22 protein-coding genes are annotated in these 25,875 nt (G+C 45.9%); 5 read left to right on the forward strand and 17 right to left on the reverse strand.

What is annotated here, in order from left to right:
* The first annotated feature begins 10 nt into the window (after positions 1-10).
* The 3 genes from PO771_RS19495 (at position 11) to PO771_RS16930 (ending at position 1,844) form a co-directional block, all read left to right on the forward strand.
* Positions 11-844 carry an alpha-helical endospore appendage domain-containing protein gene (locus PO771_RS19495; RefSeq protein ID WP_422664964.1) on the forward strand — a complete coding sequence of 278 codons (834 nt, stop codon included), beginning with the start codon at positions 11-13 and terminating at the stop codon, positions 842-844.
* A gap of 121 nt (positions 845-965) precedes the next feature.
* Positions 966-1,289: an alpha-helical endospore appendage domain-containing protein gene (locus PO771_RS16925; RefSeq protein ID WP_272560814.1), complete on the forward strand. Its 324-nt coding sequence runs from the start codon at positions 966-968 to the stop codon at positions 1,287-1,289.
* Between the two features lie 21 nt (positions 1,290-1,310).
* Positions 1,311-1,844, forward strand: a complete 534-nt coding sequence (locus PO771_RS16930) for a hypothetical protein (protein ID WP_272560815.1) — start codon at positions 1,311-1,313, stop codon at positions 1,842-1,844.
* A gap of 39 nt (positions 1,845-1,883) precedes the next feature.
* Here PO771_RS16930 and PO771_RS16935 read toward each other — a convergent pair whose 3' ends face one another.
* Positions 1,884-2,210 carry an alpha-helical endospore appendage domain-containing protein gene (locus PO771_RS16935; RefSeq protein ID WP_272560816.1) on the reverse strand — a complete coding sequence of 109 codons (327 nt, stop codon included), beginning with the start codon at positions 2,208-2,210 and terminating at the stop codon, positions 1,884-1,886.
* Between the two features lie 67 nt (positions 2,211-2,277).
* Positions 2,278-3,471: a glycosyltransferase family 2 protein gene (locus PO771_RS16940; protein WP_272560817.1), complete on the reverse strand. Its 1,194-nt coding sequence runs from the start codon at positions 3,469-3,471 to the stop codon at positions 2,278-2,280.
* 167 nt (positions 3,472-3,638) lie between these two features.
* On the opposite strand from PO771_RS16940, the gene PO771_RS16945 reads away from it, so the two are divergent.
* Positions 3,639-6,152: a glycosyltransferase family 4 protein gene (locus PO771_RS16945; protein WP_272560818.1), complete on the forward strand. Its 2,514-nt coding sequence runs from the start codon at positions 3,639-3,641 to the stop codon at positions 6,150-6,152.
* An 88-nt stretch (positions 6,153-6,240) separates the two neighbouring features.
* Here PO771_RS16945 and ligA read toward each other — a convergent pair whose 3' ends face one another.
* The 12 genes from ligA to PO771_RS17005 form a co-directional block, all read right to left on the reverse strand.
* A complete protein-coding gene (gene ligA / locus PO771_RS16950; protein WP_272560819.1) occupies positions 6,241-8,250 on the reverse strand; it encodes an NAD-dependent DNA ligase LigA in 2,010 nt (669 codons plus the stop codon).
* 13 nt (positions 8,251-8,263) lie between these two features.
* Positions 8,264-10,540, reverse strand: coding sequence for a DNA helicase PcrA (gene pcrA / locus PO771_RS16955; RefSeq protein ID WP_272560821.1), 2,277 nt, complete (start codon positions 10,538-10,540; stop codon positions 8,264-8,266).
* Between the two features lie 44 nt (positions 10,541-10,584).
* Positions 10,585-11,268: a heptaprenylglyceryl phosphate synthase gene (pcrB, locus tag PO771_RS16960; protein ID WP_272563201.1), complete on the reverse strand. Its 684-nt coding sequence runs from the start codon at positions 11,266-11,268 to the stop codon at positions 10,585-10,587.
* A gap of 121 nt (positions 11,269-11,389) precedes the next feature.
* Positions 11,390-12,538, reverse strand: a complete 1,149-nt coding sequence (locus PO771_RS16965; RefSeq protein ID WP_272560822.1) for a Ger(x)C family spore germination protein — start codon at positions 12,536-12,538, stop codon at positions 11,390-11,392.
* A complete protein-coding gene (locus PO771_RS16970; RefSeq protein ID WP_272560824.1) occupies positions 12,538-13,971 on the reverse strand; it encodes a spore germination protein in 1,434 nt (477 codons plus the stop codon). Before PO771_RS16970 ends, PO771_RS16965 begins: the two co-directional genes overlap by 1 nt.
* A complete protein-coding gene (locus PO771_RS16975) occupies positions 13,964-15,061 on the reverse strand; it encodes a GerAB/ArcD/ProY family transporter (protein WP_272560825.1) in 1,098 nt (365 codons plus the stop codon). Before PO771_RS16975 ends, PO771_RS16970 begins: the two co-directional genes overlap by 8 nt.
* Positions 15,062-15,182: 121 nt before the next feature.
* Positions 15,183-15,482, reverse strand: a complete 300-nt coding sequence (locus PO771_RS16980) for a YerC/YecD family TrpR-related protein (RefSeq protein WP_272560826.1) — start codon at positions 15,480-15,482, stop codon at positions 15,183-15,185.
* Positions 15,483-15,622: 140 nt separating this feature from the next.
* Positions 15,623-16,666, reverse strand: a complete 1,044-nt coding sequence (locus PO771_RS16985; RefSeq protein ID WP_272560827.1) for a DUF3048 domain-containing protein — start codon at positions 16,664-16,666, stop codon at positions 15,623-15,625.
* Positions 16,667-16,682: 16 nt separating this feature from the next.
* Positions 16,683-17,876 (reverse strand): ABC transporter permease, encoded by a 1,194-nt coding sequence (locus PO771_RS16990; RefSeq protein WP_272560828.1) that lies wholly within the window; start codon positions 17,874-17,876, stop codon positions 16,683-16,685.
* The gene (locus PO771_RS16995) at positions 17,873-18,604 is read right to left on the reverse strand and encodes an ABC transporter ATP-binding protein (RefSeq protein ID WP_272560829.1); all 732 of its coding nucleotides are present in this window, start codon (positions 18,602-18,604) and stop codon (positions 17,873-17,875) included. The genes PO771_RS16990 and PO771_RS16995 overlap by 4 nt, the downstream gene beginning before the upstream one ends.
* Positions 18,605-18,606: 2 nt before the next feature.
* Complete coding sequence (locus tag PO771_RS17000; RefSeq protein WP_272560830.1) at positions 18,607-19,974, reverse strand: efflux RND transporter periplasmic adaptor subunit; 1,368 nt, start codon at positions 19,972-19,974, stop codon at positions 18,607-18,609.
* 157 nt (positions 19,975-20,131) lie between these two features.
* On the reverse strand, positions 20,132-20,605 hold the full coding sequence (locus PO771_RS17005; RefSeq protein ID WP_272560831.1) for a glutathione peroxidase: 474 nt from the start codon (positions 20,603-20,605) through the stop codon (positions 20,132-20,134).
* Positions 20,606-20,670: 65 nt separating this feature from the next.
* Between PO771_RS17005 and PO771_RS17010 the strand changes: the two genes are divergently transcribed.
* On the forward strand, positions 20,671-21,927 hold the full coding sequence (locus tag PO771_RS17010) for an MFS transporter (RefSeq protein ID WP_272560832.1): 1,257 nt from the start codon (positions 20,671-20,673) through the stop codon (positions 21,925-21,927).
* Between the two features lie 67 nt (positions 21,928-21,994).
* On the opposite strand, the gene PO771_RS17015 is transcribed toward PO771_RS17010, so the two are convergent.
* The 3 genes from PO771_RS17015 to PO771_RS17025 all read right to left on the reverse strand — a co-directional run bounded on the left by PO771_RS17015 (position 21,995) and on the right by PO771_RS17025 (position 25,757).
* Positions 21,995-23,422, reverse strand: coding sequence for an MFS transporter (locus tag PO771_RS17015; RefSeq protein WP_272560833.1), 1,428 nt, complete (start codon positions 23,420-23,422; stop codon positions 21,995-21,997).
* 62 nt (positions 23,423-23,484) lie between these two features.
* The gene (locus tag PO771_RS17020) at positions 23,485-24,759 is read right to left on the reverse strand and encodes an MFS transporter (RefSeq protein ID WP_272560834.1); all 1,275 of its coding nucleotides are present in this window, start codon (positions 24,757-24,759) and stop codon (positions 23,485-23,487) included.
* Positions 24,759-25,757: a ketoacyl-ACP synthase III gene (locus PO771_RS17025; protein ID WP_272560835.1), complete on the reverse strand. Its 999-nt coding sequence runs from the start codon at positions 25,755-25,757 to the stop codon at positions 24,759-24,761. Before PO771_RS17025 ends, PO771_RS17020 begins: the two co-directional genes overlap by 1 nt.
* Between the last annotated feature and the right edge of the window lie 118 nt (positions 25,758-25,875).

Below are 25,875 nucleotides of genomic sequence, written 5' to 3' on the forward strand. Positions count from 1 at the left end.
AGGAAACAGAATGTCTTTTCCTAACATCCCAGATGTTACCGCAAAGATTTCGGTAACAGTGGGGCAAACAATCCCTCTGCTTCTTGCGTCGATTGCCTTTGAAGAATTAGCCTTAGCTCATATTATGAATGCAGAAGCGGAGAAAATCCAGTTTGTTTTGGGAACACTAGAACCAAGTAGACCACTCGCTTCCACTTCCGATACTCCTACAGTTACCATCTCGAATATCCTGGATATTAACCGAAGCGTGAATCAAACTCTTCAAACTGTCATTAAGAAAGAAATGCTGCTGCAATTCAAACTGGAAAATATTCTTGAAAATATATCTGTACTCGTGCCAACTACTCCACCTACTCCGCCGTCCGAAACTTGCCAATGTTCAGTATCCTTCAACGTTCCAGCCAACTCACCATTTACTGAAACACTTGACGGCAACCCATCTGTGTCCGGAACCGGACAGCTTGGGAAAAATCCTGGTTCAAGTGCAAGAGTAATGATCTGCCAACAATGTGACCCAACAGAAGCGGATCTATTCTTCTTTGAATTTACACCAAACTCAGGTGCCGCCCCTATCAACTTCGAGGCAACTTCCTTTACTCCAACAGCTGCAGGCACGTTAGGCACATGTTGTTCAGACAACGGTGTGCTCCGTTTCACGATTTCAGGTACGGGATTGAGAACAGAGAATGGAATTGAAACAGCTGTGGGCTTTACGCTTGTTCTAGAGGGTAAGAGCGTAACACTTACATTAAATGGAAACGAAGTGTTTGCGGGCACTGTACCAGGACAGGGCAACATACACATCAATTCTTGCGGGGGATTCAATCCTCCTTCATGCAGCTAGTAGTTAGCTAACTCTCACCAGCTTCAGCCCTTTTCCATGATTTTTATGGAAAAGGGCTTTTTGTAACACCTAAAAATGCGGGGCATATATTAGCCATATATAATAGGAAGGTGAAGCCCGCATGAGTATGCCTCATATACCTGAAGGAAAATTCAGACCTTCAGGCAAGGAAGTCGTCATTGATCTATTAGAGTCGATTGCTCTTGAAGAAATTGCCCTGTCCCATCTGATGAATGCAGAAGCAGAAAAAATACAGGCTTTTGTCGGGAAACATCTTAACTTCCCAACCTGTCCATCTACCAGGGATATTATTAAATTCAATCAAAACGTTACGCTTCTATTGGAGACGATTGTGATGAAGGAATGGCTGCTGTTACGAAAGCTAGAAAACATACTGGAGTTAAAGGATCATCAAGTAGAATGCTTCATTGAATTTGAGGAATAACATCTTACAGGGAGAATAAAGATGAATAATTTGTCATTTAGCCAGGCTCTCTCGCTATCAGAAGATACTTTACGCAAAATGCTGGAATCAGCCACATTACTGCTTAAAGGATTACGGAAAAGAAGCATTGACTCTCCCGCGTTAGAAAAAACAGAGGAATACCAATCGCGCTATTCGATTTTTTTATTTATCAGGAACCTGATTGATCTACAGCGGATCTTGCTGCGTAAGAAAGTGTTATACTCAAATTATTTACAAAATCACAATATCGATCCGGCTCTTCATATGGATAGCCAGACCAATTTTCGACACGAGACCGAACAACTCGCCACTCTCATTCAGTCCGACTGCTTTTTTATGGCACACGTAAGAGAAAGTGCTCACTTGCTCCTGTACGATTTAAAAAATTACTATAAGGAAAAAGTGTTTTTATCAAGCCTAACGATGAAGTCCGCTCCTTCAGTGCCCCCATGGCTTGGTGAAAAAAACAAAAGCAGCAGCTTCCGCCAGCGAAAAAAGAAAATCATAAAACGAGAGGAAAGAAGTGAACGGTAGCTACGCTACTATTCACTTCTTTTGCTATGAAAAATACTCTTAACACTTATGACGCGAGCGAATCAGCTCCAGTACGTTTTCAAACTTGAATTGCAGAAGCATTTCCTTTTTAATGACATCTTGAAGGGTCTGGCGTACACTTTTATTGACCTCTAATAAATCACGCAAAGTAATAACAGAAGAATGAAGCGTTGTCTTACATGGTGTTAACGTTCCTAAAACAAACTGGATTTTCTCTGCTTCCGCATTAATAATATGAGCTAAGGCTAATTCCTCAAAAGCAATCGATGCAAGAAGCAGTGAAACAGTCTCACCCGGTGTTACGGAGATCACGGGAGTAACATTCGGGATATTAGGAAAAGACATTGCATTTCCTCCTTTGGGTTAATAGTAAATGATATTGATCATGGACCATATCGGGAACGGCGCATACCTAACTTTGCGATTGAATAGCTTGAATAAGCGTATTCACATCAATATCCTCAGGAACTACATCCTGAAGCGAAATCTTTTCTCCTTGAAGGAGATCCGCTAGCGATTCAATAGCCGGAGTATATTCGGGTGAGAGCTGAAATGAACGAATATAGGAAAGAGCAGCTTCCTTCGTTTGACCAAGCTTTTCATAACAGTGACCTTTGCAATGCCAGGCCTGGAAACTTCCAAGCCCTTTCATGATTAGATAATTGAAATTGTCCTCTCCTAAATCAATACATCGTGCAAACGCCTCAAGCGCTTCTTCGTACATTTCTTTCCCGTACAAAATCACACCCTGATAAAATTGTAAATCTACATAATCGGGATACAGTATTAACGCCCGCTTGATTCCCTCCAATGCGCCATCCCAGCTTCCTAGCGTAAGTAAAATAGAATATTTTAGTTTGTAAAGTAGAGAAGGCGGCGTAAACCCGGCCATCAAAAAGTCAACGACTGCTAGATTCACATGTTCAAATGCCTTTTCATACTGCTTGGCGCGATGGTATTCTGCTGCAATGTGATAATGAATCCACGGGCTTCTTTCTTCCTCTTCCAACTCTTTTTTAAGCATTTCTAGATTGCGCGTGAACTTGTTCTTGTTTTCTACGACATCATCGAGATATCCGTAGTGATGAAATTTTATCGGTAACGAGCCAATCCTTTTTTGATCTTCCGGAGAAGACAATACTTTGTCAATGTTGAGCCATTCATGAATTTTGTTGACGAATGCAAACCCTTTGTTATTTCGGAAGAGCCGGAAATGCCCGATGCTTAATGCTTTATCTTCGTCCACCTTGTTACCGACATAATTAATCAACTGAATCTGCAGCACATCATACTCGTGAAAATACCGGGAATCCCGCAGTTTGTCCCGGTCATTTGCATCCACTTCTTCATCAGCATCCAGCCAGAGAATCCAATCTCCTGTCGCACGAGCTAACCCATAATTTCGTGCGTCTGCAAAGCTCTCATTCCAAGCAAATGAATGTACGTGTGCACCAAACGATTGGCAGATTTCTACTGTTCGATCCGTTGAGCCTGTATCGACAATAATGATTTCATCTACAATCCCCTTAACACTCGATAGACAACGGCCTATAGAAGCTTCCTCATCTTTGACAATCATACATAAGGACAGCCGCAAATCATTCATGGGATCATGAACACCTCCTTGAATACGTAACGCATTTCCCATGCTTTATCCTATTAAGGCGGGTAGGAAGAGGTGTTATGAAAAACAGGCACGATTTACGCTGCCATGCCATAAGATAACGAGGAAATATGGATGGAGATAAACTGCTTACCAAAGAGGTGTTCGATTTGAAAACACAACACAGCATCATTTGGGAAGGACCCTGGGATACTGGCAGCAGCTTTGCACTTGTCAATCAAAACATATACAAGCATCTTTCTACCAATCAACAATTTAAGCTGCATGTTCGCTCTCCTACTGAATTACTAGAAACATGTCCTCCTGTAGCTGATATTACTGTTCGCCATCAATGGCCGCCTGATTTCACGCCACCATCAAGCGAAAAATGGGTTTGTATGCAGCCCTGGGAGTACGGTGCTCTTCCACTAGACTGGTATATTCCAATGAAATATTGGGTAGATGAAATCTGGGTGAATAGCACGTACACCAAGGAGTGTTATGTCCGATCTGGGCTTCCGAAAAGTAAAGTGAAGGTCATTCCGCTCGGTGTAGATGATCGTACCTTTCACTATGATGTTGATACAATGAACCTAGAAGGAAAAAAATCTTTTGCTTTTCTATTTGTTGGAGGAACCATTGCCCGTAAAGGAATTGATCTCCTGTTACATGCTTACCTTGAGGAGTTTACGGCACATGAAGATGTTTGTCTGGTGATTAAAGATGTGGGGAACGATTCTTTCTACAAAGGGATGACTTTAGAGGAGACAATTGAAGACGTACGGCGCAATCCCCATCATCCACATATTTTGTATATAAAAGAGCACTTAACTAGCAATGAGCTGGCCAGTCTGTACAAAACATGTGATTGTCTTGTGCACCCGTATCACGGAGAAGGCTTTGGCCTTCCTATGATTGAGGCGATGGCCTGCGGAACCCCCATCATCGCACCATGTCTTGGACCAAGCAGTGATTTTAGTGATGAGAACACCGCCTTTCTCTTGCCGTGCCAGGAAGAAAAGCTGTCCCCAAAAAAGATAGGGCATTTAGAAACCGTTGATTTTCCGTGGTGGTTTACGATGGATGAAACGGACGTAAGAAAAGCAATGAGATTTGCTTACGAAAATCGGGCACTCGTGAAAGAAAAAGGACGCAACGCCAGTCGTAAAATTTTATCTTCTTTTACCTGGAAACAAACCGAAGCGATGGTTTCACATCATCTGCACCAATTATGTATCACCCCTTCTTCACAGAAAGCAACCCATGAGGAAATTGTGGAACAGGAACTGAACCAGGGGATGACTTTGTTCCATAAGGAGCTGTATGCAGAGGCCCTGGTAAAATTTCTGGGCATTCTTGCTGTATATCCTAACTCCATCGAGGCACGATATAATGCCGGAATCATCCTTGTCAAACAAAAAGAGTTCGCCTTTGCACTCCAGCATTTCCTGTACCTATCTGGCATAATGGCGGAACTGGAACCTGATTTTCAATCTACTGTACAGAATGTCATCAAAACGTGTTATCTGCATATAAGAAACTCCCCACAAACCGTTACCAAACCGTATAAAATTCTCTGGCAAACTCCTTTATTCAATGCCAGTGGTTATGCCGAAGAACAGAGACATTTTTTAGATGGGCTGCGACCGTTTCCATTAAAAATTAAGCTTTTTCCACTTGATGCTCCAAACGAAGCCAATCATTCATCGTCTGAACTGGATCATTACTTCTCTACGCTTCAGAAACAAACCGTTGGAAAACCATTGATTCATTATCAAGCGTCACCTGCTAATTTTTTCACGACACCCCTTGCGCCTATCGCGATCGGCCGAACAATGTTTGAAACGGATTCGGTACCTGGAGATTGGATTCCTATGTTGAAGGAAATGACGGAAATCTGGGTTCCTTCTGTGTTTAATTATGAAACTTTTTGCGCCGCTGGCATTCCAAGTGAAAAAATTTTCATTCTCCCTGAACCGTTAGATGATAACTTGTATACACCAACAGACGTACGGCCCTATCCGTTACCAGATTGTAAAACGTTTAAATTCCTCTCCGTTTTTGATTGGAGTATCCGAAAGGGATGGGATCTTCTGCTTGAAGCTTATTTTACGGAATTCAGCGCACAGGACGATGTTTCTCTTATCTTAAAGGTGTCCAAAATCAACGAACCAAACGCGACTCCTTTTACTAAAATCGCGGAAGTAGCCAAAAGACTCGGGGTTAGCAAACTACCACATATTCATGTGATTGAATCTCGTCTGACTGAAAAAGAAATGATTCAATTATACGGATCAGTGGATGCATTTGTGTTGCCTTCTCGGGGAGAAGGATGGGGACGCCCCTACATGGAAGCTATGGCTATGAATTTACCGACAATCGGAACGAGATGGAGCGGGCAGCTAGACTTCATGAATGATGAAAACAGCTATTTAATTGATGTGGAACGGCTCACTTCTATTGAAAAGGATAGCATGCCCCCTCATTTCCACGGTCATCAATGGGCACTTCCAAGTGTCGAGCATTTACGGCACTTACTGCGCTTTATCTATGAGAATCCGCAGCAAGCAAAACAGAAGGGAATAAAAGCGAGGCAGACGTTGTTTCCTCAGTTTTCAAAACAAGCAATTGCCACCAAAATCTATGAAAGAATTGATCAACTGGTTACACGTTACAATCAATAATTAAAAATAGGTGTGGGAAACCATTGGTCTCTCCACACCCTTTTTTTATCCTGCCATCTCCACTTTAAAGACCGCTACCTCTATCTCGTTACGAACGTATCCATGCTAAAAATGTTGCTTCATCAATTACTTGAATGCCTAGTTCATTCGCTTTCACTAGTTTTGAACCGGCTGCTTCACCTGCAACGACGAGATCTGTTTTCTTACTAACGCTTCCCGACACTTTGCCACCACGCGCTTCGATTATCTGCTGTGCTTCTTTACGTGTGATCTGCTCAAGTGTTCCTGTCAGTACAATCGTCTTCCCGGAGAATGGGGAATCTGTCGGAATGTCCTCTACACGCAGGCCCTTGTATTCCATAGTAACACCTGCTGATCGCAAGCGCTCAATCGTCTCCGTCACTTCCGGCTTGGCAAAATATTTCACGATGCTTTCCGCCATTTTCGTACCGATCTCATGAACAGCAGTCAACTCTTCTTCTGTCGCTTCGCGCAGGCGATCCATCGTGCCGAAGTGACGAGCCAAAATGCTGGCTGCCTTCTCGCCAACGAAGCGGATACCAAGTCCAAACAGTAGGCGCTCTAATGAATTCTCTTTACTTTTCTCAATCGCTGCCAGCATGTTGTCAACCGACTTCTCACCCATGCGTTCTAGCTCGAGCAGCTTATCCCGTTCCAAATTGTATAGGTCAGCCACACTGTGGATTAATTCGTGCTCATGCAGCTGTTTGACGACTTTCTCACCTACCCCGTCAATGTTCATCGCATTGCGGGAGACGAAGTGAATGATTCCTTCACGAATCTGCGCCGAACACTGCGGATTGATACAGCGCAGGGCTACTTCTTCTTCCAGGCGGACGAGCTCGCTGTTACATGCCGGACAGTGAGTGGGCATCTGATATGGCTGTTCGCTGCCATCACGCATCTCTGTTTTCACACCGACGATTTGTGGGATAATATCGCCTGCCTTTTTGACGATGACATGATCCCCGAGCATAATCCCCTTCTCACGAATAATGTCTTCGTTGTGCAGAGAAGCCCGCTCCACCGTTGTACCAGCCAAACTGACCGGATTTAGAATAGCCGTCGGCGTGATCGCACCTGTGCGACCGACTGTAATTTCGATATCCCGAAGGACAGTCACCGCCTCTTCTGCCGGAAACTTATATGCAATCGCCCAGCGCGGGCTTTTGGCGGTGAAGCCAAGTTCGTCCTGATAAGCGAAGCTGTCCACTTTTACAACCATGCCATCAATGTCATAGGCAAGTTCACTGCGTCGATCTGTCCAGCCCTCGATAAACGAAATGACCGCTTCGATTCCATCAAATACACGCCGCTCCGGGTTTACCTTGAAACCAAGCTCTTCCATTAATGCAAGCGCACCGCTGTGGGAAGAGGCAGGAAGCCCTTCGTCCCCGACCATCGAATACAGGAATACATCTAGCGAGCGCTCTGCGGCGATTTTTGGATCAAGCTGGCGCAGGGAACCTGCGGCGGCGTTGCGCGGATTGGCAAACAACGCTTCTTCCCGTTCGGTCCGCTCATGATTGAGCCGCTCGAATGCGCTCCGCGGCATATAGGCTTCCCCGCGAACTTCAATGCTGAGCGGCTGCTTGAGCACTAAAGGCAGCGAACGGATGGTGCGCAGATTCTGCGTAATATCCTCGCCTGTTTTTCCATCCCCGCGTGTCGCTCCCTGCACGAATCGTCCGTTCTCATAGCGCAGGGAAACAGCCAGCCCGTCAATCTTTAATTCGCACACATAGCGTACCGGCTGTTCTGTACCGATCCCCTGCTGCACACGACGATCAAACTCTCGCAAATCTTGCGCGTTAAATGCATTGCTTAAACTAAGCATCGGAATGCGGTGCTCCACTTTATCGAAAGAGGAAAGCGGCGTCCCTCCGACGCGCTGGGTCGGCGATTCAGCTGTAATAAGCTCGGGAAACTCTCCTTCGATCTGGATCAGCTCCTGCATCAACTTGTCGTATTCATAATCTGCAATAGCTGGTTCATCTTTGACATAATACAAATAATTATGCCGCTCAATTGTAGCACGCAGCTCTTCAACGCGTGCGGTTGCTTCCGTTCGGTCCATAGACATTCCTCCGTTACGCTTTTTCCACCGGGGCGAATTTAGCCAGCAGCTTCTTAATGCCAACCGGATTCGGGAATGCAATGGTTAGCTCTAGATCCTGTCCGCTTCCCTTCGTCGACACAATGGTGCCTTCTCCCCATTTGCTATGCTTCACTTTCTCGCCCGCTTTCCAATCTACGGACATATCCGTCCCGCCAGACGATGGTGTAGAAGTAGTACTGGATGCACGTCGCATCGGGACAACCCCTGTGCGTGGAGCAGACATACTGCTATTGCTACCGTACGAGCTGCCGCGCGAAGCCGTACCCGTGCTGCCATAGCGGCTTGCGATCCGCTGCTGCACACTTCCTTCGGCTTCTAGCAAATGCTCAGGAATTTCTTCAATAAAACGAGACGGTGAATTCATTTTGGTCTGACCGTACAATGTCCGCATAAGTGCCCGCGTCAGGAATAGTTCCTGCTCGGCACGGGTAATGCCAACATATGCAAGCCGGCGTTCTTCTTCCATCTCCGCCTCTTCCATCAAAGCACGAGAATGTGGGAAGATGCCTTCCTCCATCCCGACCAGGAACACCATCGGGAACTCCAATCCTTTGGCACTGTGCAATGTCATCAGAACAACCGCATTGCCTTTGTCCTCTTCTGTCTCATCCAGCTTGTCGATGTCAGCGACAAGTGCGAGATCGGTGAGAAATGCGACAAGCGTCTTGTCTTCACTCGTCCGCTCGAATTCCATCGTCACGGACAGAAACTCGTCGATATTCTCCAGGCGGCTGCGTGCTTCAAGTGTTCCTTCCCGGCGCAACTCTTCCTTATATTCCGTCCGATTAAGCACTTCTTCTGCTAACTCGGTTACACTCACGTATTCCTGCATGCTCCCAAGCTCCGATACAAGGCGAGCAAACCCCGTGACAAGGCCTGCTGCACGAGCGGATAGTCCCATCTGGTCCACTTCCTGAATCGCCTGGTACATGGACAGACCGTGCTGTGTGGCATACGCGGCGATCTTCTCGACCGTACTTGCCCCAATGCCTCGCTTCGGCACATTAATGATGCGCGTTAAGCTTAAGTCATCATCCGGGTTGGAGATGAGACGTAAGTACGCAAGCATATCTTTAATCTCTTTGCGGTCGTAGAACTTCGTGCCGCCGACGATGTTGTACGGGATGTTTGACTTAACGAACACTTCCTCCACAACCCGTGACTGAGCATTTGTTCGATACAAAACCGCCACATCCCGGTACTGACGACCATTCTCGATCGCCTTCTGGATCTGACCTACGATGTAATACGCTTCTGTATGCTCACTATCCGCCGTATAATAACGAATGTTTGCCCCTTCATCGTTATCTGTCCACAGATTTTTCGCTTTGCGGCCCACATTATTCTTAATGACATAGTTAGCCGCTTCGAGAATCTTCTTAGTCGAACGATAATTCTGCTCCAGCAGAATCACTCGAGCGTTCGGGTAATCCTTTTCGAAATTTAAGATATTCGTAATGTCCGCCCCACGCCAGCGATAGATAGACTGATCCGAGTCTCCGACAACGCAGATATTTTTAGAGGCGGATGCAAGCATTTTAACAAGCATATACTGGGCGCGGTTCGTATCTTGATACTCGTCAACGTGAATATGACGGAATTTTTTCTGATAGAATTCCAGCACTTCCGGTTCAGCTTTAAACAGCTCAATTGTTTTCATGATCAAGTCATCAAAATCAAGTGAGTTATTATTTTTCAGCTTTTTCTGGTACTGTGTATATACTTTGTAGGCGACCTGCTCAACCGGACCGACGATCATATCTGCGCACTGTTCTGCTGTTTTCAGCTCGTTCTTGGCGCTGCTGATGATGCCCAGTACAGCACGTGGATCATATTTTTTCGGATCGATGTTTAAGTCTTTCTCGCACTGCTTCACGACTGACAACTGATCACTCGAATCAAGAATGGTGAAGTTCCGGTTATATCCCAAACGGTCAATGTCACGGCGCAAGATACGTACACACATGGAGTGGAACGTAGAAATCCAGATATCTTCTGCATCCGGGCCAACAATGGACGAGATCCGTTCCTTCATTTCACGCGCCGCCTTATTTGTAAAGGTAATGGCGAGAATACTCCACGGCACGACATTTTTTTCTTTCAATAAATACGCGATCCGCTGCGTCAGCACGCGGGTCTTTCCGCTCCCCGCCCCGGCAAGCAGCAGCAGTGGGCCATCTGTGGCAAGCACTGCTTCCCGCTGCTGCGGATTTAAGCCCGCAAGCGGATCATTTTCCTGTATAAACAAGGTTAAAAACCCCTTTCACTCTCCATCAATATCCTTTGATTATATCATTTTTGACGCTTTACAGCCTCTACTGTTGCGAGCGCACGTTCGATATTTTCATATACTACATTACCAATGACTACAGTATCCGCCCATTGTGCCATCTCCTGTGCCTGCTCTGGCGTTTGAATACCGCCCCCGTAAAAAATCTGGCTGTTCTGCACAACTTTACGAGCTGCTTTCACCATCTCAGGATTCCCGTATGTACCACTGTATTCAATATAGAGTACAGGCAGGCGGAGCATCTGATCTGCCAGGCGAGCATATGCTTTCATCGTATCCTCATCGATCTCCGTACGGCTTTCTGTTAACTGTGCTACCGTAGAGTCTGGATTGCAGACAACATAGCCTTCTACCGCTACTTCTTCCCATCTAATAAACGGGCCATGTTCCTTCAAGCCTTGCACATGTGCACCCAGAATCCAGTCTGGATTTTGCGCATTCAGGACAAGCGGTACAAAATAAAAGTCAAAGCCCGGTACAATTGAATCCATATTAGACACTTCGAGTGCGCACGGCAGGGCATAGCGTCGAATACGACTTAACAGATCAATCGTGTTGTCAAACGTTACATTCGTCGTTCCGCCCACGATAATCGCATCTGTCCCGGACTCACATACCGCTTCTAACGCATCGTCGCTAATCTCCTTGTCCGGGTCTAGTTTAAATACGTGCTGCCAGGTGTACATCTCCACGTTTGTTGTCCTCCTCAATTCATGTCTGCTCTCCATTATACTCGAACCACAGTACGGTAAAAAAGAAGTGGAAACAAGAAAAGCCAGTCACTATGACCGGCTGACTTTTATGTTATTACTGAATCGTAGGCCTAAGTCGCTGCTTTCCAACGTGCCTAATCTTGACTTGTGCTTGAACAGAAATCGAGTCTTTGCGTAACGGTATCACGCCATTTTTCGCGACTTTTTTCCAAGCGTCCACATTTTTTTTGTACAGGGTATTCGACAAGCGATATACATCCGCATCAAGCTCCAGACCCTTGAGGTACGTTTGTTGTACCTCTTTTTCGATCACTTTCTCTGCTTCCCGACACAAAAATTCTTCACTTATTTTCTGGTCGATTTCATTGACGTAACCGGAAACCTTGATCTTGATCGTAAAATACACATCCTGATTTTTTACTTCTGGCTGAATGGTAACACTAGGGCTAAGCAGAAGAACATAAGCTGCTCGCCTCCCCTTTTTTTTCAGCAGAAGTCCATTCCGCTTCGATTCTTCTGTCATCCACCGCAGTCCCTTTACATCATTACTCGAAATGAAACCTTGCAGCTTACGAGGTGTAATGATCGCTACACCGTCTGCCTGAATGGCAGCTCGTTTCTTTTCGTTAGATTGCCAAGTATTCTTCGCTATACTGACAGTTGGTATGACCGCGTTATACCCTGGTTCATCCAGCTGCATGATTAATTCCCTCATATTCATCGGCTTAAGAATAGAGCTCTGGTCGTAACTACCTCTAGGCTCTGCAACTCTGGTAAGGGCTGTGGAGATGCCAAGCATTGGAGACGAAAGTAACAACTGTTTGACATCTCCTTTCGTACTGAACATCCAGATCCGATACCGTGTTTCCCGATAACGATCAAACAGATCAATCGTATCGTTTAGCGCCTTATTTTTAAGCGCTTCTTCTGTAAACACAATAAAACTCAAATGTCCCCAGAATACCTTTCGTTGTATAGATTTGTATAAAGCAAACAAGGCCTCGTCCATACTTTTGCCAGAAGCACGGCCCACTTCCATTTGCATTTTCTCCCCCCCGCCTACTTCGGACTTTGCTAACTTTCCCAAGTTAACCATTTGTAAGTAAATGATATAGCGACCCTTTTTATAATCCACTCCTAAACCATGTATATAAACCATCTGCTCCGGTTCATTCGAATCCAGGCATCCAGCTAATAAAGGAAAAAGAATAACGATAATGGCCATAAACTTCCAATGTCTCATTATGACTTTCTCCTTCTCATTCGGGTCGGATCTCGTGGATCGAGTGTACGCGGACGACTAAAAAACTTTTGTGCAGGCAAGCGAAAAATTGCTTTTAGGATATTCATTGTATTCAAACGAGTGGCAAGTTCAAGATACGGCACACCAAATGTTCGAATGTTCGCTACATAAAGAAAGATAAAGTAAACGGAAAGGAAATAACCGAAAAAGCCTAATGCGGCAGCAAAGGAAAGCACAAAAAATCGTAATAACGTGATCGTTCCAACGAGCGATTGGTTGGCAAGAGTAAAAGTGGCGACTGTAGAGGCACCGATAATGACCAGCATCGCAGGACTGGTAAGCCCGGCGCGAATCGCAGCATCTCCAATAATAAGTCCACCCACTACGCTCAACGTCTGACCGATAGCAAGCGGAAGTCTCATCCCAGCCTCCCTGAATAACTCAAACAAAATAAGCATCAGAACTGCCTCTAATCCACTAGGAAGCGGAACTCCTCTTCGTGCTTCCACAACGGTCGCCAGTAAAGTAAACGGAAGCTGATTTTGATGAAAAGCGGTCAGTGCGACCCAAAATCCAGGTAAAAACGTGGCCGCTGCCAAACCAGCGATCCTCATAATTCTTTCAAATGAATTGTAAGCAAACGTGTACTCCGTATCCTCCCCTGTTTTAAGCAGCAGAAACAGATTCGTCGGTATAATCATTACATATGACACACCATCCACCAATAAAAGAAAGCGGCCGCTAAGCAGCGATTGAACAGCGAAATCAGGACGCCCCGTATACTGATATTTCGGAAAAAAAGGATACGGATTTTCGGTAATTAATTCGTGTAATTGATTGCCGCTATAGATGCCATCAATGTCGATCGCATGAAGCTTGTCCTGAATTTGCTGCAAGATTTCTTTGCTGGCAATGTCGTCCATATATAGAATGCCGACTTTTGTTCTTGTACGCCTGCCAATTTCAACCTGTTCATAACAGAGTGTATCCGTACGTAAGCGCTTACGAATTAAAGCTACATTTATTGCAATATCCTCAATGAAGTCATCCCGCGGTCCTTTAATGGAGACTTCTGTCTTCGTCTCCTCAGGATTCCTTTGCGGAACATGTGAAATATCTGTAGAAAATACCCATTTTTCTCGTTTAAATACAAGCAATAACTTTCCGGAGAACACATCAGCTGTTGCCTGGTCCTTGTTGTTAATCGATTGCAGGTCCGGTACATGTAGCTCCTTTTGCACAATGTCTGCTGTAAGCTCTTGATTTTGTCTGAAAAACACGTCCAATCGTTCGAAAATCAAGGTATTGAGTATCTCGCCATTGATCATTGCCGGACAGTACACAAGGAGAACGGGATTATCCAGGAAGAATACATCTCGAAGTTGAACATCGTAGCATTTGGCAAATAAGCCCCGAATTTCTTGCTCATCCATTTGGTTGTCTCCCTCCTTTATTCCGGGTCATAATCACAATACCTCCAAGCAAAACAGACAAGCCAACGACAAAAAGCAAAAGGGATGGCAACAAAATGGATTTCAAAAATTCATAAGACTGCATATCACTAACTGGAAATAATGTCAGTCCCATAAGAACAGCAAAAACGGGAAGAAGAATCCACCATACTTTTCTTTTATCTTTTAGATTCAGGATCTCAAGCATGATAAATAGAAATAACGAAACCCGAATAAATGCACCTGACATCCACTGGTAAATGGATAGATAATCAACATGTTCGACGAAACGTCCAAGTTGGACAAGCCCCCATTCTTCATAAGCAGGATATCGCTGTCTGGACGCTTCTACTGGACCGAATTCGGCAATCGCCCCAATCAATGGACCTATCGTTAATCCGGTTAGGAGCAGTGCATTCACAAGAAAGTGGCGGTAGCGAATCGGTGCATCAATTTTTTGCTGGAGAAATAAAAACATAATAAGTTCAATCATTCCTGATGCAGCATATATAGACGCTTTGAAAACAGGAGAATATCCTTTTTCTAATAGCGGCAAAATCAACGAGTAGTCTTTGAATTGAAGATTGGCCGTTGCCACAAAAAAGCCAAGAATAATGATGAAAAATAAAAGAAATACATTAATAATCGACACCGTTCGCAGTCCTGATGCTGCCGTGAGTACACAAAGCAAGATAAACAGAAAAGCTAAAACCCATACAGGGGTAGCTGGTAAAAAAACAATGTTTGCCCATATAATCGTTTCTCGTAACGTAGAAGCTGCGAGAATGACTACATACAAACAAATGCTGATGACGATCACAATCGAGAAAAACTTCCCGATATGCTGCTGTAACCAGAGGAATAGATGCTGCTGCCTCGTTTTTTTATGTATATAAACGAACAAAAAGCCCCAAAGTAGCATGAAGCCAAATGAAATCAGGACCGACATCCATGAGTCTCTTCCTGCAGCTTGGATTAACGGCGGAATGACAATGACATGATTGTTAAAACCAACTGCCGTCATTCCTAATAATGTGAGCTGAAATACTGTGATGGATTCGGAATTCTTCATAATCCCTCCTCCTTCTGACAATGATGTAGTTGTATTATTTCCCATTACATTTTTTTTATGTTTCGGTTACTTCCCCCATTAAAAGAAAAAACCTCCCGTTACTTTGGGAGGTTGTTGTTCGTTACTTTTGTTTCGGAATTAGTCGCTCCAGCGCCGCTAGATAGCCGCCGTTTCCATAGTTTAGACAGCGTTTCACACGCGAAATCGTTGCCGTGCTCGCGCCAGTCTCTTCTTCAATCTGGCTATACGTCTGTTTCTCTCGCAGCATGCGTGCGACTTCCAGGCGCTGTGCCATTGATTTCATCTCATTAACGGTACACAAATCATCAAAAAACAGGTAGCAATCTTCCATCGTCTCCAGTGCAAGAACCGCTTCAAATAATTGCTCCAGTTCTCGTCCCCTGATTTTATCCAATTGCACGGGTGACCCCTCCGTTCCCTTGCCATTTCACACTTTAACTTGGCAACACTTTACATAAGTTAAGAAGTAAAGCAGCCGTTATGTCTATAATAAGAAATTCCCTGCTTTTTGACAAGGAAAACGTTTTCTGTAAGCCATTCTTACTTAAAGCTAAGATGCGCTTTTAGAGACGGCGTGTCCGGTACAACGTTCACCCAGGTTGTACCCGGATATAATTTGACTTCCACACCATTCTGGTAGGCACGGATTGCCCCATCAGCCCGGCGTTCCCATGTAACCGGAAGAACTTTGCCACGCTGGAACATGTAACCCTGCCCCGGCCCGGTAGTATCAATCTCAAGTCGTCCTTCTCGATCGAGTGTCCGATGATGCGCAGCAATTACAAGTACATTGGTCGCTGTCAGTTGTTTGCCGGTTTCTTTATCCAGATGCGGTTTGCCTGCGGTCAGACGCTTATATTGCTTCGTCGCAGCATCGTATTCATATCCGGCATTGTTGCGCTTCGAATACGTAACGGTAATGGTGGTCGCTACCTTCCCGTTCATTGGTTCATCCGTTGTGTGAAAGGAAAAGGTCGGAGTCGTACCGCCGAGATTGTAGCCTTTCGCTTCCGCCCCTGCTCGCAGCTTGGCGATGCTCGTGTATAAGTTGTGCGGCGCACGGCGGGATTTGTCGCGCCAGTATGCCTTACTGTAAGCATAAATCTCATCTAAGTCGGCATACTGCCCGCTTTTAAGCATGGAGAGAGCGGCAACACTGCCGCCTGCATGCGACATAATCGCATCGAATCCCTGACCAAGCTCGACATTATAGGGGCGAATGCTGCGCACTGGACCGACTATTTTGGGAGAATGACTCTGATAGAATGCCATGAAGCGAGTAATCAGTCCTTCTTCTAGCATTTCGTACACCATATCCGCCTGATCCAGCCCGGATTGCGGCCGTGCCTTGCCGTGATTGTTAATCATGACCATGACAACCCGATCCTTTATTTCGTGATCAACCGGCAGGCCAGTCAAGGGAGCAAGGTAGCTGGCATTGTTCTGCCCGGACACAGGCTCGGCCTGCTGTTCCGTGGACTGTGCTGGAGAAGGAGACGTTTTCTCTGTTAGATTGCCGCAGCCCGCTGCTGTTAGAGCCAGCACAGTCGTCAGACCAAGTGAAAGCCAGTGATATCGTGCCATTTGCCCACGTCCTTTCTTATTCGTATCGAAGCGCTTCAATTGGATGTAGTTTTGCTGCCTTATTTGCTGGATACAAGCCGAAGAACACCCCAATTGAGCTGGATACAGAAAACGCAATGATGACCGCTTCCCATGACAGTAGGAACGGCATATCTGCATACAAGAATACAGCAGCGGAAGCACCAACTCCAAGCAGTACTCCGATTGCGCCACCGATGAGCGACAGAATAAGTGATTCGAGTAAGAATTGAAGTAGAATGTGTTGTCGGCGTGCCCCGAGTGCCTTACGAATGCCGATCTCCCGCGTTCGCTCCGTCACCGATACAAGCATAATATTCATGACGCCGATTCCACCTACAACCAATGAAATACCCGCTACAATACTGAATACAAGCGTAATCACGTCTGTTACTTTTGTAAAAGAAGCAATCTGATCTTCCAAGCTTACAGTCTGGTAATAATCTTTATGATTATGTTTTCGGTTCAAAAAATTTTTTACCTGCTGCATTGCTGGAGTAACCGCTTCTTTGCCTGTTGCTTTTACCTCCAGATTTGACACACTTTTCGTTCCATATACGTCCTGCAAAAAACGAATCGGTACGTACGCATTCTGTACTTGCGAATTATCAAACCGGAATTTCTCCTCCCGAACAAGTCCAATAACGGTGACATTCACCTTCTCGAACCGCACCCGCTGTCCGATCGGATTCTGCGAGCCAAACAAGTCACGAGCGAGCTTCTCATCCAGTACAATAACCGCGCGGCGGCTCTTATCATCTTCCTCTGTAAAAAATCGCCCCTGCACGACGCGGGTGGTTGATTTAACATCCAGAAGCGTAGCCGTCACTGCACTTACACGCGCCGCCTTTTTCTTCCCATCCTGGTTGTACAAAGTTGTGCGGCCCATCTCCATATACGCAGCAATCGATGAGATATACGGACTGATCTGCGGCAAGTATTCCGCATCCTCGACAAGGAGCGCATTCGAGTCCGCTTCCTCCTGTGTATCATATGTGGTCCACACATCAAAATTACTAATTCCGAATTTGCTCACCTCACCGATAATCGCTGCCTGTCCACTGCGTCCCAATGTCATAATTGCGATAACTGACGCAATACCAATAATGATGCCAAGCATCGTCAAAAACGATCGGAGCTTATTCGCTCTGATCCCATCAAGTGCGACAAACAGACTCTCCCGAATGCTCATGCCTGCACCTCCCCGGCCTGCTGTGCAGCAGCATACAGGCGCTCTGTCACCGGATCATCCGCTATAATCATCCCGTCCCGGAACCGAATCAGGCGCTTTGCGTACATGGCGATGTCATGCTCATGTGTAACTAAAATAATGGTCGTGCCTTGGTCATTCAATTCCTGAAAAATCCCCATAATCTCCACGCTTGTCCGCGAATCGAGTGCTCCTGTCGGTTCATCCGCCAATATAATAGAGGGGCGGTTTACAAGCGCACGGGCAATTGCCACTCGCTGTCGCTGCCCCCCTGACAGCTCATTTGGCTTATGCTGCATTCGCTCCGCTAATCCAACCCGGGCAAGGGCTTCTTCTGCTCGCTTCCTGCGTTCTTTTCGATTTACTCCAGCATATAGAAGCGGAAGTTCAACATTCGCCAGCGCTGTAGAGCGCGGCAGTAAATGAAACGTCTGAAATACAAAGCCAATTTTTTCATTGCGTACCCGCGCCAATTCTTTCTCTGACAGGTTGGTTACTTCGATGCCGTCTAGAAAATAACGCCCATCTGTTGGCTGATCCAGGCAGCCGACCATATTCATAAACGTTGATTTCCCAGAACCGGACGGACCCATCACTGCGACGAATTCTCCTTCGGTAATCGCGGTACTCACACACTTCATCGCATAAATTTCCTCCTGTCCAGTCCGGTACACCTTCGACATATCTGCAATTTCCACCATGGCTGTCATCCTTACTTCAACCCCGGACTTTCTGGAACAGATTCGATGATCGGTTCCTGCTCTTTAAGTTGTGGTCCTGGATTGGTGATAATCTGATCACCGGCACGTAATCCTTGTTTGACTTCCGCAAACAGCTCATTTTCCATCCCTGTCACAACCACTTTTTTCTTCGCTCGTCCGTTTTCATTTACCCAAACGAAAGATTTGCTGTCGTTATCTGATTTCTGGATTGCTTCGATCGGCACCTGTACCGCCTGCTTCCTGCTTTCATACACGATCGTTACATCGACACGAAATCCAGCCCGTAGTGCCGGAACTGGTTCGATCAATTCCAGCTTGGCAGTAAGCTTTGCTTTTTCCTCCTGCTGACCCTGTGATTTTTCCTGTGTCGTTACAGCCACTGGAGAAACAGATGTGATTCTGGCGTTTACTTTCTTTTTACCGAGTGCATTTCCCTCGATGATAGCAGCTTGTCCGATGTTGATTTTTGAACTGTCTGCTTCATTAATATCTGCTTCTATGTACAGCGCACCTGCGGAACCTATCGTAAACAGTTCGCCACCTTTGGTTGCTTGTTCCCCCTGCTTTGCTTTCCGAGTAATAATCGTTCCATCCATCGGTGCCGTAATGACTGTTTGCGCTTTTTGGGCTTCCAGATTCGTCCGCTTTCTTTCGACGCTACCTTTTTTAGCAATGGCATTCTGTTTTTTCACTTGCAGAGCAGAAAGCTCTGTATAAGCTGTATTTACATCTTCCGGCTTCGGCCCCTTCTGCTTGAGCTGAAGTTCATAACGTGCGGTTTGAACCTTGAGTCGACTCTCATCCAGCCGATCTGTGGCCTTATCAAGTTCCTGCTTTTTTTCTACTCCCTGTTCCACCAGCAGTTTTATACGTTCATACTCACGTTTAGCTCCGGCATAATCCTGTTCTGTTTGCTTGACTACAACTGAAGCTTTGGAAATCTCCAGCGGCTCTGTGTTCGCTTTCAATTTTGCAATCTCAGCTTGTTTTTGCTTAATCTGCGCATCGATTTCCACAATTTGTCCAGCTGCATCCAGCAGCTGGCTATCCATATCAAGAAGCTGGTTTTCTATGTCCTGTGTATCGATCATACCGACAACCTGACCTTTTTTCACTACAGTTCCTTCTTCAACGGCAAGCGATGTAATACGTCCTGACGCACCTGCATATACGGTCATTTCCTGCTTCATTTTTACGCGTCCGGTCGTCATGATTTTGTTTTCCATATCTTTTTGGACAACAGCGCCAAGTGTAACCGGTACCCCTTTCGGCTGCTTATTTCCTAACGCCGCATACCCAGCTACCCCACCAGCACCCAGCACGAGTACAATGGTGCCGATTATTATTTTTTTCCGCAATTCTCTTCTCCCCTTCTGTATATCATATCAGTCACGAAGAATTATACGGAATTTTTGTAAGAAAGTTCCTTGTTATATTCTTAATTTTTTCTTAATATTTTTCGAACTAAAAAATGTGGAGCAGGTTGATCCCACTCCACATTCGTTCCGATTTCTTCTATAATATAGCCTCAATATCCCCCGCGATCGCTTCCGGGGCTGTTGTCGGTGCATAGCGCTTGATTACCTCTCCATTGCGACCGACAAGAACTTTCGTGAAATTCCACTTCACAGCTTCTGACAAAATGCCCGGTGCCTGTTTCGTCAAATAAGCAAACAGTGGATGCGCATTTACTCCCTTTACATCAACCTTCGCAAACATCGGGAAGGTCACACCATAATTCAACTCACAGAACTGTTGAATATCCGCCTCCGTTCCTGGCTCCTGCTTCATGAACTGGTTGCACGGAAATCCAAGCACTTCGAAGTTTTGCTTGTGATATTTCTCATACAACGCCTGCAATCCTTTATACTGCGGAGTAAATCCACATTTGCTCGCTGTATTTACAATAAGTAGAACGCTGCCTTTATAGTCGGCAAGTGACTTCTCTTCTCCAGTAATCGTTTTGGCTGAAAAATCATAAATACTCATGCAAACCCCTCCTCGTATTAGTTGTATAATAAAACGAAATACATGTATATAAAAGGAGACTCCCTATGCCTTCTTCCGTATCTGCTTCCGTACAGAAGACGATTCCGCAGCCGAAGAATCAAGCTCGTATGCTTTGGTTTCTCGTGTCCTTTGCGTATCTGCTTATTGTCAGTCAGCGGACAGCACCCGGCATCATTAGTGATCAACTTCTGGCTGAATTCCATATATCTGCTTCTACATTAGGTCTTATGAGTACGTTTCAATTTGTCATGTATGCAGGCCTGCAAATTCCGATCGGGCTGTGGGCTGCTCGTCTCGGCCCGGCCCGTCTGCTACTCGTAGGTATTCTGGCAAGTGGTATCGGAACAATTCTCTACAGTATAGCAGACAGTCTGCCGCTTTTATTTGCAACCCGTGCATTGATTGGATTTGGTGATGCGTTCATCTGGGTAAATTGTGTACTGATTCTCGGAAAAGCGTTTGAGCCTCTTTCATTCTCGACAATGATTGGCATGACGGGAGCGATGGGCAGCCTTGGCAATATGCTGACGACCATGCCACTTGCCTGGTGGGTTACCGCTTCCGGCTGGCGACTGCCGTTCACCTGCATGGGCATCATCCTGCTTGTACATGCGCTAATCATGTACCGGGGATTTAACCGCCGAGATATGCTGTTTCCTACTGATGCTGCGAACTTGCATCCAGCAGTCACACTGCGAGAATTCGCCACACTGATCCGGAAGCGGACTGCATGGGGACCATTTCTGTGCCACTTCGGAATCATAGGTACATATGTTGGATTTACCAGTGTGTGGGCCGTTCCATATTTGCTTGATATGTATGGAATCAGTCGCGCAGAAGCCGCGTCTATTCTTGGCCTGGCACTCATTAGCGCAGTCGCAGGTGGTCCATTGTCCGGTTGGATGGCCGCCCGAGCTGGCAATTGTCGAGCACCTTATATCTGGCTACAAGTACTGAACGTTACCGTATGGAGTATGTTCCTTCTCACCAAAGCGCACCCGCCGCTTGCACTTGTATATGTCCTGTTTATTGCGCTTGGTTTTGGAATCGGCACCAGCACCCTTACGTTCGCCTCGATTCGAGAGAATTTCCCTGTAGCGCAGGTCGGTGCGCTAACCGGGCTCGCCAATACAGGTGGATTTTTCAGCGCCGTGCTGCTTCCCCCTATTATGGGGCTTGTGTTTGACCGAATCGGACTTCACAGTCAGCAGGCATATGCTGTAGCCTTTATTATTCCAGCCCTGTTTGCTTCTATCGGCATTGTAGGGGCCCTTATGTTATCCAAACAGAAAGCTATATAAGTATAAAAAAATCGCCAGTAGAATCGCTGGCGGTTTTTCCTATTATCCCATATGTTTACCTATCCCATCACCTAACAGGCTTCCCCCTTCGCGCCGATACAAAAGCACCAAACAAGCAAATCACAGCGGCTGCCCCAAATACACTATGAAGTGCCGCAATAAAGGTGGCGCTATATGCCTCCCCTTGTATCATAAAACGCTCACCGCTGCCTGCCAGACGATGAAACTGAAAAGAAAATAACGAAACTGAAAAAGTTGTCCCAAGCACCATCCCCAGATTCCGTACCAGCGCATTCAATCCCCCTGCCCTACCTAATTGGATAGGCGGTACAGCCCCAAGTACGCTCGCGTTATTCGGTGACTGAAACATCCCCGTCCCAAGCCCAAACAAAGCTAGATGCAGCGCGATTTGCCACGGTAATTCCTTTGCACCTAACGTGGTTAGCATGGCAAATGACACCGCATTTAACAAAAGTCCACCCGTTGTAAGGAAAAACGGCCCTATCCGATCAGACAGCCAGCCTGAGAGCGGCGCAACGAGCGCCATAACCAACGGGTTTGCCATCATCACATATCCAACAATATGCGGAGAATAGCCCAGCACATTTTGCATATAAAAAGGCATCATAACGGTAATACAAAACAAGGAAATAAACGATAGCAATGCCGCCAGACTCCCCACCCGAAACGTCCGAATTCGATACAAAGAAAAATCGAGCATCGGAAACGAAATTGAAGTTTCTCGTTTATAAAATCCAATAAGAAGTCCAACCGCGCCCACAAGTCCGGCAATTGTCCAAATAGAGCTCCATCCCCATACTTGCACATTTGATAACACATAAAGAAACACTACAATCCCAACCATATACAACATTGACCCTGTATAATCAAACGGCTCGCTTACTTGTTCCAGCTTCTCCTTCGGTAAAATCCATATCCCGGCCAAAAAAGCCAGCAATCCAATGGGAACATTCACCCAGAAAATCGATTCCCAGCCAAGCGAACCTACAAGCATCCCACCGACAGCAGGACCCGTTAAAGAACCCAAGGAAACAACAGTTCCTGTAATTCCAAGCGACCTCCCTCTCTCTGCTTTCGAAAAGGTAGACGCTACAATGGCCTGGCTGTTTCCCATTAACAACGCTGCACCGGCCGCTTGAATAATCCGTCCAACAATTAACATCCAGATTGAACCCGATAGTCCGCAAAAAATCGATCCCCCAACAAAAGTCAGAAACCCTACCTGATAAAGCCGACCTCGTCCTAGAGAATCGGATAACTTCCCAACGATCGGCAGAAGTGCCGCAATCGTAAGCAAATAGGCCGTAATCACCCATTGGACAAGATTCAAGGAAACTGCAAGTGCGTGTGAAATACTCGGCAGCGCCACATTTGTAATGCTCCCGTCAAGCGTCGCCATAAAGGTGCCGAGCGAAACGTTAGCCAGGATCAACCATTTCCTATACTCTTTTTGCTTCGCAACTACAGTGCTCATGATGCCTCCGTGTCATCGTTCTCGTGAACTCCTTAGCATATGTTTTCCGCATTAGGCTTCTGTTAGTCATGATTTTGATTGCTACGAGACCAAACAACAACTGGGATAAGCAGTAATGAAAGAACGGCTCCGGCAAGTGAAAGTGTTGTATAACTGGAATGAGCTACAACCATTCCAGATAGCGCTCCACCCGATGCCCCCGACAAAGCGATCAAGACATCAACAGATCCTTGTGTCTTTGCCCGAGTGGACGGGTGAGTTGCATCTATAATAAGCGCTGTACCGCTAATCAAACCAAAATTCCAACCAAGCCCAAGTAAAGCGAGGGCAATCGTGAGTGCGAGCATAGAATCAGCAGGCGCAACAGCAGCCAAAACACCAGCGGCAAGTAACGTGGCACCAGAGGCGACTGCCATTGCAGTACGTCCAATCTTATCTACGAGAATACCCGTCATGAGAGATGGGAGATACATTGCACCGATATGGAAGCCGATTACCATTCCTACCTCTTGCAAGCCGTGTCCATGATGCCTCATATGTACAGGTGTCATCGTCATAAGTGCAACCATGACAATTTGAGTTAGGACCATTACCGTAGCTCCGACAACTACTCCTCGTTTGTTACTAGCTCGTGCTGTAGAATGGTTGTCTGAGCGTTTACGATCGTCCGCTTTCTCCACATCTGCAATTGCTTTGGCAACAATAAAAGGATCAGGACGAAGTAAAGCTAGGAGTACCAAACCAGCAAGAATGTAGGCTGCGGCAGCTAAAATGAACGGACCAGATAGAGCACGGACACCGATTGACATAGCAAATTGGCCCATTACATCAACCAGATTGGGACCCGTAACAGCGCCGAATGTAGTGGATACCATGGCGATACTAATTGCAGTTGCTCGCTGTGTAGAGCTTGCCAGGTCTGTACCTGCATAGCGTGCTTGTAAGTTTGTAGCAGTCCCAGCCCCATAGACTAGTAGTGATACAAAAAGAAGTAGAATACTGTTGATTGCTGCGGAAATGACTACCCCAATTGCACCAACACCACCAGCCAAAAATCCGGTTGCCAATCCAAAACGGCGGCCAAAACGTTGAGAGAGTCGCCCGACAAGTAGTGCTGCCCCAGCAGAACCCAACGTGAACAGCGCAGCTGGAACTCCTGCAAAGCTATCTGTACCTAGCATGTCTTGTGCAAGAAGTGCCCCGACAGTTATACCTGCCGCAAGTCCTGCACCACCAAAAATTTGTGAAATGACAACGATGATCAACGTCCGTCGGTATAATTGTCGTTGCTTTTCCGGAGAATCAATGTAGCTTGATAACCAGGTACTATTCGACATTACTCACACACCATCCACTCTAGCAAAATTCCTGCTTGCACCAATCCACCGCCAAAACCATACAACAAAACACGATCGCCTGCTTTCACTTTTCCTTCTATTATTCCTTTATTCAGCGCGAGTGGAATGGATGCTGCTGACGTATTGCCGAAATGCTCCAGACTCCATAACGTTTTCTCTAATGGAAATCCGCTACGCTCACAAATTGACTCAATCATCCGTAAATTCGCGCTATGCGGCACAAACCAATCCACTGCCTCAAGCACGAACCCACTCTTCTCCATAACTTTCTCCATCCCGCAAGGCACGGTCGTAACTGCCCATTTATACACTTCTCTGCCGTTTTGGACAATATAACCACTGTTTTGTAATTTCTGTCCGTTCATTTGATTCGAAAGTCCAGTACGGTATAAATGAGTTCCCCCTTCCCCTTTAGCCGTCATATGGACAGATAGGAAGCTCCCTTGTTCCTCTGTATACTCGACAAGCATTGCTCCTGCTCCATCTCCAAACAGGATACATGTTGTACGATCATTAAAGTCTGTCGTTTTCGACATCGTTTCCGCCCCAATAACCAACACTTTTTTATTCATACCTGATGTGATAGCACTGTTCGCCATCTGCAAAGCATACACAAACCCGGCACAGGTCGCATTCATATCCAGTGCACCTGCATCTTTAATTCCTAATCGTGCTTGCACCTGACTCGCCACACTTGGAAATGCGTAATCAGGCGTGCTAGTTGCAACAAGAATGAGATCAACATCGTCTACTGCCTTGTCATACCTTTTCATTAAATCCTGCACCGCCGCTACACATAAATCTGTTGTGAATTCCCCTTCAGCTGCAATTCGCCGTTCTCGAATCCCGGTCCGACTAAAAATCCACTCATCACTTGTATCCACCATTTCTTCCAGGTCAAAATTGCTTAACACACGTTCCGGTACATACGTGCCAATCGCTGTAATTTTCGCTTTTGATAAAAAAGAGTTTCCCATATTGCCCCTCCTGTTTCATTTTACAGTCATTATATCACCAGATATTATGACCAGGTACTAATTTTTTATGAATATTCATAGCCTGCCAATAAAAAAATCTCCTGTTCATATATGTAGA

Origin of the sequence: Aneurinibacillus uraniidurans (assembly GCF_028471905.1) — a bacterium.
GTDB classification, from domain to species: Bacteria; Bacillota; Bacilli; order Aneurinibacillales; family Aneurinibacillaceae; genus Aneurinibacillus; species Aneurinibacillus uraniidurans.